This window comes from Streptomyces sp. NPDC050743 (genome assembly GCF_044456925.1).
Classification (GTDB): domain Bacteria; phylum Actinomycetota; class Actinomycetes; order Streptomycetales; family Streptomycetaceae; genus Streptomyces.
Genome location: NZ_JBITGJ010000001.1, coordinates 500,972 through 512,728, shown reverse-complemented (window position 1 = coordinate 512,728; position 11,757 = coordinate 500,972). Strand labels below are relative to the sequence as shown.

At 72.8% G+C, this 11,757-nt stretch carries 11 protein-coding genes and 1 rRNA gene; 10 read left to right on the top strand and 2 right to left on the bottom strand.

Features of this window, described 5'->3' with window-relative positions; translation table 11 throughout:
* Both rrf and ACIBJF_RS02390 read left to right on the top strand, forming a co-directional pair.
* Positions 1–92: ribosomal RNA gene (rrf, locus tag ACIBJF_RS02395) — 5S ribosomal RNA — on the top strand; the annotation flags it as partial.
* A 1,255-nt stretch (positions 93–1,347) separates the two neighbouring features.
* Positions 1,348–2,079: a hypothetical protein gene (locus tag ACIBJF_RS02390; protein WP_399171791.1), complete on the top strand. Its 732-nt coding sequence runs from the start codon at positions 1,348–1,350 to the stop codon at positions 2,077–2,079.
* 61 nt (positions 2,080–2,140) lie between these two features.
* On the opposite strand, the gene ACIBJF_RS02385 is transcribed toward ACIBJF_RS02390, so the two are convergent.
* Positions 2,141–3,424 carry a DUF1015 domain-containing protein gene (locus ACIBJF_RS02385; RefSeq protein WP_399171777.1) on the bottom strand — a complete coding sequence of 428 codons (1,284 nt, stop codon included), beginning with the start codon at positions 3,422–3,424 and terminating at the stop codon, positions 2,141–2,143.
* Positions 3,425–3,497: 73 nt separating this feature from the next.
* On the opposite strand from ACIBJF_RS02385, the gene ACIBJF_RS02380 reads away from it, so the two are divergent.
* From ACIBJF_RS02380 to ACIBJF_RS02365, 4 genes are read left to right on the top strand one after another with little or no spacing between them, the layout of a single operon-like run.
* A complete protein-coding gene (locus ACIBJF_RS02380; RefSeq protein ID WP_399171776.1) occupies positions 3,498–4,526 on the top strand; it encodes an HAD hydrolase-like protein in 1,029 nt (342 codons plus the stop codon).
* A 53-nt stretch (positions 4,527–4,579) separates the two neighbouring features.
* Positions 4,580–5,623, top strand: a complete 1,044-nt coding sequence (locus ACIBJF_RS02375; protein ID WP_399171775.1) for a FecCD family ABC transporter permease — start codon at positions 4,580–4,582, stop codon at positions 5,621–5,623.
* Positions 5,620–6,666: a FecCD family ABC transporter permease gene (locus ACIBJF_RS02370; protein ID WP_399171774.1), complete on the top strand. Its 1,047-nt coding sequence runs from the start codon at positions 5,620–5,622 to the stop codon at positions 6,664–6,666. Before ACIBJF_RS02375 ends, ACIBJF_RS02370 begins: the two co-directional genes overlap by 4 nt.
* The gene (locus ACIBJF_RS02365; RefSeq protein WP_399171772.1) at positions 6,663–7,502 is read left to right on the top strand and encodes an ABC transporter ATP-binding protein; all 840 of its coding nucleotides are present in this window, start codon (positions 6,663–6,665) and stop codon (positions 7,500–7,502) included. Before ACIBJF_RS02370 ends, ACIBJF_RS02365 begins: the two co-directional genes overlap by 4 nt.
* Positions 7,503–7,511: 9 nt before the next feature.
* Here ACIBJF_RS02365 and ACIBJF_RS02360 read toward each other — a convergent pair whose 3' ends face one another.
* Positions 7,512–7,859: a sterol-binding protein gene (locus ACIBJF_RS02360; protein ID WP_399171771.1), complete on the bottom strand. Its 348-nt coding sequence runs from the start codon at positions 7,857–7,859 to the stop codon at positions 7,512–7,514.
* 42 nt (positions 7,860–7,901) lie between these two features.
* Between ACIBJF_RS02360 and ACIBJF_RS02355 the strand changes: the two genes are divergently transcribed.
* The 4 genes from ACIBJF_RS02355 (at position 7,902) to ACIBJF_RS02340 (ending at position 11,677) form a co-directional block, all read left to right on the top strand.
* The gene (locus ACIBJF_RS02355; RefSeq protein WP_399171770.1) at positions 7,902–8,222 is read left to right on the top strand and encodes a hypothetical protein; all 321 of its coding nucleotides are present in this window, start codon (positions 7,902–7,904) and stop codon (positions 8,220–8,222) included.
* 7 nt (positions 8,223–8,229) lie between these two features.
* The gene (locus ACIBJF_RS02350) at positions 8,230–9,045 is read left to right on the top strand and encodes a TlyA family RNA methyltransferase (protein WP_399171769.1); all 816 of its coding nucleotides are present in this window, start codon (positions 8,230–8,232) and stop codon (positions 9,043–9,045) included.
* Entirely contained in the window at positions 9,042–9,947 is a 906-nt protein-coding gene (locus tag ACIBJF_RS02345) for an NAD kinase (RefSeq protein WP_399171768.1), read from the top strand. Before ACIBJF_RS02350 ends, ACIBJF_RS02345 begins: the two co-directional genes overlap by 4 nt.
* A gap of 170 nt (positions 9,948–10,117) precedes the next feature.
* Entirely contained in the window at positions 10,118–11,677 is a 1,560-nt protein-coding gene (locus ACIBJF_RS02340) for a protease pro-enzyme activation domain-containing protein (RefSeq protein WP_399171767.1), read from the top strand.
* The last annotated feature ends 80 nt before the right edge of the window (positions 11,678–11,757 follow it).

The following is an 11,757-nucleotide window of genomic DNA, read 5'->3' as shown; positions in this document are numbered from 1 at the left end:
CGCCCGGTTACATTCCGAACCCGGAAGCTAAGCCTCACAGCGCCGATGGTACTGCAGGGGGGACCCTGTGGGAGAGTAGGACGCCGCCGAACAATCTTTGGAAGGACCCCTGGTCACCAGCGTTCAGCTGGGACCAGGGGTCCTTTCGTTTTTACAATGCTTGCGGTACCTAAGACAGGAGTCACCATGTCCACCAACTCTCCCGACGAGCGACCGGAGCGCGACCAGCGGCGACGGGACAGTGGTGACCGTGGTGAACGCGGCGGCTACCGGGGCGACCGTGGCGGCTTCCGTCGCGACGACCGTGGTGGGGACCGCCCGTCCTACCGCCGCGACGACGACCGTGGTGGGGACCGCCCGTCCTACCGTCGCGACGACGACCGTGGCGGCTACGGCCGGCGCGATGACCACCGTGGTGACCGTGGCGGCTTCCGCCGCGACGACAGGCGTGACGACCGCCGTGACGACAGGCGTGACGACCGCCGTGACGACCGTCGGGATGACCGCCGTGACGACCGGGGTGAGCGCGGCGGGTTCCGCGGCCGGGACGACCGCGGTGGTTATGGCCGTCGGGACGACCGTCGTGAGGGTGACCGGGGTCCGCGTCCGGCGTACCAGCGGGACGACCGGGACCGTGGGCCGCGTCGGGACGACCGCCGTGACGACCGTGGCGGCTTCCGGCGCGACGACCGTGGCGGGGACCGCCCGTCCTACCGCCGCGACGACGACCGTGGCGGCTACGGCCGGCGTGACGACCACCGTGGTGACCGTGGCGGCTTCCGCCGCGACGACAGGCGTGACGACCGCCGTGACGACCGTCGGGATGACCGCCGTGACGACCGGGGTGAGCGCGGCGGGTTCCGCGGCCGGGACGACCGCGGTGGTTATGGCCGTCGGGACGACCGTCGTGAGGGTGACCGGGGTCCGCGTCCGGCGTACCAGCGGGACGACCGGGACCGTGGGCCGCGTCGGGACGACCGCCGTGACGACCGTGGCGGTTTCCGTCGCGACGACCGTGGCGGGGACCGCCCGTCCTACCGGCGCGACGACGACCGCGGCGGCTACGGCCGTCGCGACGACAGCCGCGGCGGTGGCTACGGCGACCGGCGTGACGACCGCCGTGAGGACCGCGGTGGCTTCCGTCGGGACGACCGCCGTGACGACCGGGGTGAGCGCGGCGGGTTCCGCGGCCGGGACGACCGCGGTGGCCGTGGGCCCCGCCGGGACGACCGTGGTGGGCGGCCCGGTGGCTTCCGGGGACGTGACGACCGGCGTGACGACCGCCGGGGCGGTGGCCGCTTCCGCGACGAGCGCGACCGCGACCGGGACCGCGAGCCGATCAAGCGGCTGCCGATCCCGGAGGACGTCACCGGTGACGAGATCGACAAGGACGTCCGGCAGGAGCTCCAGAGCCTGCCCAAGACGCTCGCGGACGATGTCGCCAAGAACCTGGTGATGGTCGCCCGGCTCATCGACGAGGACCCCGAGGGCGCCTACGCCTACTCGAAGGTGGCCCTGCGTCTGGCGTCCCGCGTGGCCGCCGTACGCGAGGCCGCCGGGTTCGCGGCGTACGCCAACCAGAAGTACGGCGAGGCCCTCGCCGAGTTCCGGGCCGCGCGGCGGATGACCGGCAGCGTGGACCTGTGGCCGGTGATGGCCGACTGCGAGCGCGGGCTCGGGCGGCCGGAGAAGGCGCTGGACATGGCCGGTGCCCCGGAGGTGCACAAGCTGGACAAGGCCGGTCAGGTCGAGATGCGGCTCGTCGCTGCCGGTGCCCGGCGGGACATGGACCAGCTGGACGCGGCCATCGTGACCCTGCAAAGTCCCGAGCTCGCCTCCAACTCGGTCCAGCCGTGGACCGCGCGGCTGCGGTACGCCTACGCCGACGCCCTGCTGGCCGTCGGCCGGGAGGGCGAGGCGCGGGAGTGGTTCGCGAAGGCCGTGGAGGCCGACCGGGACGGCAGCACGGACGCCTCCGATCGGCTCGCCGAGCTGGACGGCGTGGAGTTCGTCGACGCCCTGGACGAGAGCGAGGGCGAGCCCGAGCAGCCGTCGCAGGAGGACGGCGACGAGGACTGACGGCAGTCACTGAAAGGGGGCAGGTTCCCGGTGAACCTGCCCCCTTTCGCGTTCCCGGTACTCAGATCTCCAGCGCCCGCAGCACCAGCCCCGACGCCGGCTTCGGGCCGAACGACGTCGACTTGCGGGGCATCGTGACGCCCTGTCGGGCCAGGTCGCGCACGACCTCCTCGCGGACCGGGTGCATCAGGACGGCCGTACCGCCGTCGCGTTCCGCCTTGGCGACGGTCGCGGCCGTGTCGTGGATGTACGCGATATGGGCCGGGGAGTCCTCGGGGATGTGCCAGACATGGTCGAGCAGCGTGGCGTGCAGGACCGTGGCGTCCAGGGAGCGCCAGGCCGCCGGGTGGTCGGCCGGGATCGTCCGGGCCAGCAGGTCGGGGTCCGGGTGGTCGAGCAGGTGGAAGGCGCCGTCGCCGGCCAGCAGGAAGGCGTTGCCCGCGCAGGACGCGTCCGCCAGCGTCTCCAGCGCCTGGGCGAGCGGTGTGTCGAGGCGCCGTACCCGGAACAAGCCCTCCACGGCCGCGAGTGCGTCGGCGACCGGAAGACCGTGCAGCAGGCGGTGGATGGCGCGGACCCGCAGCGGGTAGCGGGCGGTGTCGACGAGCAGGACCAGGCCGTGGTCCCAGGGGCTGGGGGAGGGGTGCTCGGCGCGCAGCCGCAGATAGGTGGCCCAGCGGTGGTGGCCGTCGGCGATCAGGGCCTGCTGGTGGCCCAGGTCGGACTGGATGCGGGCCAGGTCGGCGGGGTCGGTGACGGACCAGAGGCGGTGGCGGAAGCCGTCCTCGGTGGTCGTGGCGAGCAGCGGGGGCTTCTCCGCGGTGCGCTCGACGACCTCGGCCGCGGTGCCGTCGCCGCGGTAGGTCAGCAGCAGCGGCTCCAGGTTCGCGCGCGTGGCCCGCATCAGGGCCGCGCGGTCGGCGACCACGGGCGGCATGACGTCCTCGTGCGGCAGCACCACGCCCTCGGCCGGCTCCGAGACCCGCAGCGCGCCGATGACACCGCGCTGGAGCATGCCGCTCTCGTCCTGCTGCTCGTAGACGTACAGGCCGGGCTCGGGGTCCGCGATGAGGATGCCCTCGTCCAGCCAGCGGCGCAGGGTGTCGGCCGCCTGCTCGGTGCGGGCGCTCGGGGTGCCGGCCTGGGGCAGGATCAGTCGGACGATGTTGTACGGGTCGGCGGACTGGAGGTGGTGCACCCCGTCGGGCCGTACGACGACGTCGTATGGCGGGGAGGTGACGGAGGCGAGGCTGCCGACCCGGTCGGGGTCGTAGCGAAGGCCGCGGAACGGGGTGAGTTCCAGGCCCCGGCGCGCCGTTGCTTCCGAGTGACCTGCAGTGTTCATCCCGGCATCGTACGTGTGTCAGTGGGGTGCGGGATGATCGGGGGAAAGACGGTCGAACGAGGAGCGATGTGGAATGAGCCAGGCGGTCAGGACGAGGCCCGAGGGCAGTGGGCAGCCCCTGAGCGAGGCGTACGACACGGCGCTGCTCGATCTGGACGGGGTGGTGTACGCGGGCGGGAGCGCGATCCGGCACGCGGTCGACTCGCTGGCGGTGGCGCGTTCCGGCGGGATGCATCTGGCGTACGTCACCAACAACGCGCTGCGGACCCCGGACACCGTGGCCGGGCATCTGACGGAGCTGGGCATACCGACGGGCGCCGATGACGTCATCACCTCGGCGCAGGCGGTCGCGCGGCTGATCAGCGAGCAGGTGCCGGCCGGGGCTCGGGTGCTGGTGATCGGCGGCGAGGGGCTGCGGGTGGCGCTGCGCGAGCGGGGCCTGGTGCCCGTGGATTCGGCGGACGACGAACCGGCGGCGGTCGTGCAGGGGTACGGCGGGCCGGACCTCACCTGGGGCCGGTTCGCCGAGGCGTCGTACGCGGTGGCGCGCGGGGTGCCGTGGTTCGCGTCCAACACCGACCTGACGATTCCCAGCGGGCGGGGCATCGCGCCGGGCAACGGTGCGGCCGTGGAGGTCGTACGGATCGCGACGGGCAAGGAGCCGCAGGTGGCGGGCAAGCCGCTGCCGCCGATGCACCGCGAGACGATCATCCGGACCGGCGCGAAGCGGCCGCTGGTGGTCGGGGACCGGCTGGACACGGACATCGAGGGCGCGTTCAACGGCGGGGTGGACTCGCTGCTGGTGCTGACCGGTGTCACCGACGGCGTCCGGCTGCTCGCGGCGCCGCCGCACCACCGGCCCACGTATGTGGACGCCGATCTGCGCGGACTGCTCACCGGGCAGCCGGACGTCAGCCCGCTCACGGAGGGCTTCCGGTGCGGTGGCTGGACGGCCACGGCCGGGGCGGACCGGCTGGAGCTGGAGGGCGACGGGGAGCCGCTGGACGGGCTGCGGGCGCTGTGCGCGGCGGCCTGGACGGCGGCCGGCGACGGCTGCTGCGAGCTGGACGGGGCGAAGGCGCTGGCGCGGCTCGGACTGTGAGGCGTCCGCACCCGGGATCGAGATCGGTGGCGAGGGTAGGCTAACCTAACCTCGTGTTGGTCGACAGTCCTCCGGAACAGCGCGCGGAGACCGCCCCCGCGTCCCCAACCCGCCGGGCGGCAAGGTCCCTTGGGCTCCTGCTCTCCGCCGCGATCCTGGTGCTCGTCGCCCTGGCGAGCATCGCGATCGGGGCGAAAGCCCTGTCGCCGGACCAGGTCTGGCACGGCCTGTTCCACGACACGGGGACCTACGGCGACGTCGTCGTGGACGAGCGGATCGCGCGCACGGTCCTCGGCCTGCTCGCCGGTGCCGCGCTCGGCCTCGCGGGCGCGGTGCTGCAGGCGCTCACCCGCAATCCGCTGGCCGACCCCGGGCTGCTCGGGATCAACGCCGGTGCCTCGGCCGCCGTCGTCACGGCCATCACCTGGTTCGGCGTCACCAGTGTCACCGGCTATGTGTGGTTCGCCTTCCTCGGGGCGGCGGCGGTCGGCGCGCTGGTGTGGTTCCTCGGCGGCAGCCGGGGCGCCACTCCGGTGCGGCTCGCGCTCGCCGGCACGGCGATCAGCGCCGCCCTGTACGGCTATCTGCAGGCCGCGATGATCCTGGACGACGCGGCGCTCGGCAGGATGCGCTTCTGGACGGTGGGTTCGCTGGCCTCGGCCACGAACTCGACCATCCTGCAGGTGCTGCCGTTCCTCGCGGCCGGCATGGTCCTGGCGCTCGCCCTGGCCCGGCCGCTGAACGCCGTCGCGATGGGCGACGACACCGCCCGCGCCCTCGGCGCCAGCCTGGGTCGCACCCGCGCCCTCGCCATGCTCGCCGCCACCGTCCTGTGCGGCGCCGCCACCGCCGCCTGCGGCCCGATCGTGTTCGTCGGCCTGATGGTGCCGCACGTGGTGCGCTCCTTCACCGGCCCGGACCTGCGCTGGATCCTGCCGTACGCCACCGTCCTGTCGCCCGTGCTGCTGCTCGGCGCGGACGTCGTCGGCCGGGTCGTGGCCCGCCCCTCGGAACTCCAGGTCGGCATCGTCACCGCGATCATCGGCGGCCCGGTCTTCATCTTTCTCGTACGACGACGCAGGACGGCCCAGCTGTGAAGACCCGATCCGTGAACCGGGCCGTCCGCACTCCCGGCGGGCTCTCCCTGCGCCTGGACCTGCGGGCCCTGCTCGTCGTCGTCCTGCTGCTGGCCGCCGCCTGCGCGGCGGGTGTCGCGCTGATCGGCACCGGCGACGCGAAGATCCCGGCGTCCGACGTGCTGCGGACCCTCGCCGGGAACGGCAACGCCTACCAGGACTTCATCGTGAACGAGCTGCGCCTGCCGCGCGTCCTGGTCGGCCTGCTGGTCGGCGCCGCGCTGGGCCTGGGCGGCGCGCTGTTCCAGTCCGTCTCGCGCAACCCGCTCGGCAGCCCGGACGTGCTGGGCCTCTCCCAGGGCTCGACGGCGGGCGCGCTGGTCGTCATCGTGCTGCTGTCCGGCAGCACCACGCAGGTCACCGTCGGCGCCCTGACCGGCGGCCTGGTGACCGGACTCGCCATCTATCTGCTCGCCTGGAAGCAGGGCGTGCACGGATATCGGCTCGTCCTGGTCGGCATCGGCGTCTCCGCGATCGCCACCGCGGTCAACGGCTATCTGCTCACCAAGGCCGACCTGGTCGACGCGGCCCGTGCGGTGGTGTGGATGACCGGTTCCCTGGGCGGCCGGGACTGGGACCAGGTCTGGCCGCTGCTCGCCCTGTGCGCCGTCCTCGTCCCGCTGGTCCTGCTCAACGCGCGCGGCCTCAGGATGCTGGAGATGGGCGACGACGTCGCGAACGCCCTCGGCGTGCGCGTGCAGCGGGTCCGGCTGGTGCTGATGGTCTGCGCCGTGCTGCTCACCGCCGCGGCCACCGCCGCCGCCGGACCCGTCAGCTTCGTCGCGCTCACCGCGCCCCAGCTGGCCCGGCGCCTGACCCGCTCACCGGGCCCGAACCTGGTGCCCTCCCTCTGCATGGGCGCCGCCCTGCTGGTCGCCGCCGACTGGGCCTCGCAGCGCGCCTTCGGCGCCGACCAGCTGCCCGTCGGCGTGGTCACCGGCGTCCTCGGCGGCGGCTATCTGCTGTGGCTGCTGGTCGCCGAGCGCAGGGCGGGCCGGATATGAGCGCCGCCGACACGAACACGACTGGGAGCACTGTGAACCGCCTGTCCGCGCAGAACGTCACCCTCGCCTACGACCAGCGCGTCATCGCCGAACAGATGTCCGTGGAGATCCCGGACAACTCCTTCACGGTGATCGTCGGCCCGAACGCGTGCGGCAAGTCGACGCTGCTGCGGGCGCTGTCGCGGATGCTCAGGCCGAGCGAGGGCCGGGTGCTGCTCGACGGGCAGGTCATCCAGTCGATGCCCGCCAAGAAGGTGGCCCGGACCCTCGGCCTGCTGCCGCAGACGTCCATCGCGCCCGACGGCATCACCGTCGCCGACCTCGTCGGCCGGGGCCGCTACCCGCACCAGGGCCTGCTGCGCCAGTGGTCGGCGGAGGACGAGCGGGTCGTGAGCGAGTCGATGCTCCGGACGGGGGTCGCCGAGCTGGCCGACCGGTACGTCGACGAGCTGTCCGGCGGGCAGCGGCAGCGGGTGTGGATCGCCATGGCGCTCGCCCAGCAGACCCCGCTGCTGCTCCTGGACGAACCGACCACCTACCTCGACATCCAGCACCAGATCGACGTCCTCGACCTGTGCGCCGAGCTGCACGAGACCCAGGGCCGCACCCTGGTCGCCGTCCTGCACGACCTCAACCACGCGGCCCGCTACGCCACCCACCTCATCGCCCTGCGCGGCGGCGAGGTGATCGCCGAGGGCGCCCCGAACGACGTCGTCACCGCCGAGCTGGTGGAGCGGGTGTTCGGGCTGCGCTGTCAGGTCATCGACGACCCGGAGACCGGGACGCCCCTGGTGGTACCGGCAGCCCGGAAGGCACGGAGCGCAGCGGCTTCCTGAGCCGGAGGTCTACAGCAGCTTCCTGAGCCGGAACAGATCCAGCAGGCTCGCCTCCAGCCGCACCCGGCCCTTGCCCCACGCGGTCGCGAAGTTCAGCTCGCCGCCCACCAGGGACACCAGGTCGTCCCCGGCCATGGCGAGCCTTATCTGCGCCCTCTCACGCGGCGGCCCGAGATGGGTCTCGTCCACCTCGATCCGCCCGCCCGTCATCCGGCCGGTGAAGGTGACGTCCAGGTCGGTGATGTGACAGCTCACCGAGCGGTCCAGGGCGGCGGCCGCCCGAACGTCGCCCTCGGCGCCCTGCATGTTGTCCGAAAGCTTTTCCAGTGCGGCGCGGCACTCCTCGATCGTGGCCATCGCCCACGACGGTACCGCAGCGGTTCGGGGTAGCGTCGGGGCATGAGCGACTCGGTTGCGGAGACGGAGATCCCGCAGGATTCGGCGCAGGAGGCGGTGGAGGCACCGGAGGCGTACGACCCCGCCGCGCCCGCCCCCCTGAACGTCCCGCGCACCCCCACCGGCAACGCCGAGGTCGACGCCCAGCTGGAGCGGCTGGCCGACGCCGACCACCTCGCCACCGACGGGCACGTCGAGGTGTACGAGGATGTACACCAGGGGCTGCGCGACGCGCTCACCGCGCTCGACGCCCGCCCGGGACTCCCGGGGCCCCCGCCTTCGCACCAACAGGCGCCCTCACCGGCGTACCGACACAGGAGCTGAACCGAACGTGGCAGGAGTCGCACGTCGCCGTCTGGACGCGGAGCTGGTCCGCCGGAAGCTCGCACGCTCGCGTGAGCACGCCAGCCAGCTGATCGCCGCCGGGCGGGTCACCGTCGGCAAGACCGTGGCGACCAAGCCGGCCACTCAGGTGGAGACGGCCGCCGCGATCGTGGTCCAGTCCGACGACAGCGACCCCGACTACGTCTCCCGGGGCGGCCACAAGCTCGCCGGCGCGCTGGAGGCCTTCGTCCCGCGGGGGCTCGTGGTCGAGGGCCGGCGCGCGCTGGACGCCGGCGCGTCCACCGGCGGCTTCACCGACGTCCTGCTGCGCGCGGGCGCCGCGCACGTCGTCGCGGTGGACGTCGGATACGGCCAGCTCGCCTGGTCTCTCCAGAACGATGAACGCGTCACCGTCAAGGACCGTACGAACGTGCGCGAGTTGACGCTCGAGGCGATCGATGGAGAACCTGTGGATCTTGTCGTGGGCGATCTGTCCTTCATCCCGCTCGGACTGGTGCTGCCGGCCCTGAAGCGGTGCGTGAAGCCGGACGCCGACCTGGTGATGATGGTCAAGCCGCAGTTCGAGGTTGGCAAGGAGCGGCTGGGCAGCGGGGGTGTCGTACGGAGTCCGCTCCTGCGGGCGGAGGCCGTGCGGGGAGTGGCCGAGAAGGCCTGGGAGCTGGGGCTCGGGGTGCAGGGTGTCACCGCCAGTCCGCTGCCCGGCCCCTCGGGGAACGTCGAGTACTTTCTCTGGCTGCGGGCGGGGGCACCCCAGGTGGACCCGGCCGACGTCGACCGTGCAGTGGCGGAGGGGCCGCGTTGACACAGAACCTGGCGCGTACTGTTTTCCTGCTCGCCCACACCGGGCGGCCCGCGGCGATCCGCAGTGCGGAACTCGTCGTCAAGGGCCTGCTGCGGCATGGCATCGGGGTGCGGGTGCTGGAGGAGGAGGCGCTCGACCTGCCGCTGCCGGACGAGGTGCGGCTGGTCAAGGAGGCCACTCCGCAGTGCCTCGACGGGTGCGAGCTGCTGATCGTGCTCGGCGGAGACGGCACGCTGCTGCGGGGTGCCGAGTTCGCCCGGGCGTCCGGGGTGCCGATGCTCGGCGTCAACCTGGGGCGCGTCGGCTTCCTCGCGGAGGCCGAACGCGACGACCTCGACCGGGTGGTCGATCGGGTGGTGGCGCGGTCGTACGAGGTCGAGGAGCGGATGACCGTCGACGTCGTCGTGCACCGCAACGGGGACATCGTGCACACCGACTGGGCGCTGAACGAGGCGGCCGTGCAGAAGGCCGGCGCCGAGAAGCTGCTGGAAGTCGTGCTGGAGATCGACGGGCGCCCGGTGACGGGGTTCGGGTGTGACGGGGTGGTCCTGTCGACGCCCACCGGATCCACCGCGTACGCGTTCTCCGCGGGCGGTCCGGTGGTGTGGCCCGAGGTCGAGGCGCTGCTGATGGTGCCGATCAGCGCGCACGCCCTGTTCGCGAAGCCGTTGGTCACGTCGCCGGACTCGGTGCTCGCGGTGGAGGTCCTGCCGCACATTCCGCCGGGCGTGCTGTGGTGTGACGGGCGACGGACGGTCGAGCTGCCGCCGGGGGCGCGGGTGGAGGTACGGCGGGGGGCCGTGCCGGTGCGGCTGGCTCGGCTGCACCACTCGTCGTTCACCGACCGGCTGGTGGCGAAGTTCGCGCTGCCGACCACGGGGTGGCGCGGGGCGCCGCACTAGCGTCCCGCTCGCGCGTGCTCCATGCCGGGCAGGTGGTGACCTGTCCGGGTGGCCCGAGGTGCATCTGGCATATGTGTCCGGCATCCCTGGATATGTCTGCCTAGGCAGTGCATTTCGGTGCGAGTCGGCAGGCTTCGGGCAAGAGGCCGGCCGGCAGCGAGGAGACGAGGATGAACGAACAGCACGTCGCACTGGCCGGGAGCACCCGACCGGCCATGGCCGGCGCGACCCGGCTGAGGGACGCCCACCCCGAGGACCCGGTGAAGGTGACCGTCACCCTGCGCGGGCAGGTGGCCCCGGCCGACCAGATCCCGGACGAGCGACGCCAGGACGCCGAGGAGACGAAGGCCGTACTGGAACGGTACGGCCTCACGGTCGACGAGGTCCGGCTGGAACCGGGCAGCATCGTGGCGTCCGGTCCCGTGGCCGCGATGAACGCCGCCTTCAAGACGAACCTCGGCATCTACCACAGCCCCCAGCACGGCGAGTTCCGCGGCCGTGAGGGCGAGCTGCACATCCCGGCGGGCCTCGAGGGGAAGGTGACCGGCGTCTTCGGACTTGACCAGCGGCAGGTGGCCCGGCGCCGGGAGGCCGGCGGCTCGGGCTTCCGGGGGGCGCTCACGCCGGACGACCTCGAGCGGCAGTACAACTTCCCGGCCGGCGACGGAGCGGGGCAGAAGATCGCGATCGCCGAGTTCGGCGGTGGCCTCTTCGACGACGACCTGCGGGCCTTCTGCGCGGCGCACAACCTTCCGGCGCCGCAGGTCCGGATCGTGCCGCTGGACTTCGATCCGCCGCGGTCGATGCAGGACGTCAAGCAGTTGCCGCCTGCGGAGCAGAAGTTCGCGGTCGAGGCGACAGGCGAAGTGATGATGGACGTGGAGATCGTCGCCGGTCTCTGTCCGGCGGCCGAGATCCCGGTCTACTTCGCCGTGTTCGACCAGCGGGGCTGGATCGAGGTCCTCGACCAGGCCATCGCGGACAAGCCGGTGACCCTGTCGGTCAGCTGGGGCCTCTCCGAGGACGACCCCAACTGGTCGCAGACCGCGCTCAACCAGATCAACAAGCGCCTTCAGGGCGCGGCGGACCTGGGCATCACCGTCTGTGTCGCCTCGGGCGACGACGGCTCGGGAGACCAGATCCCGGACGGCCGGGCCCATGTCGACTTCCCGAGCAGCAGTCCCTTCGTGCTGAGCGTCGGCGGGACGATGATCGACCCCTCCGACCGGGAAGTGTCCTGGTGGGAGGCGCCCGGTCACCGGACCCGGACCGGCGGCGGCGCGAGCGGAGGAGGCGTGTCCACCAAGTTCGACCGCCCGGACTACCAGAAGCACATCAACGTGGACTCCCTGAACCCGGGCAGCATCCGGGGCAGGGTCGTGCCGGACATCGCGGCGCTGGCCGGCAGCCCGGGATACGACCTGATCTTCCAGGGCGCTCCGTTCCCCGCCGGAGGCACCAGTGCCTCCGCCCCGCTGTGGGCCTCGCTGATCGCCCGCATCAACGCCCTGCTGCCGGCGGAGAGGCAGCAGCGCTTCTTCACGCCGTTCCTCTACGACACCGGCACCAACGGCCGGCCGCTCGGCGAGGTCGCCTGCCGCGACATCGCCGCCGCCCACGACAACGCCTCGCACCCGCCCGCGGTGGGCTACCCGGTGAAGCCCGGGTACGACGCCGTCACCGGCTGGGGCGTGCCCGACGGCGTCGCCCTGCTCAAGGGACTGCACTGAGGACGCGGCGCTCGGGGCGCCGCGCCGCGGACGCGGCACTCGCCCGGGTGACAATGCGAAACCGATCCGCATCCGTCACC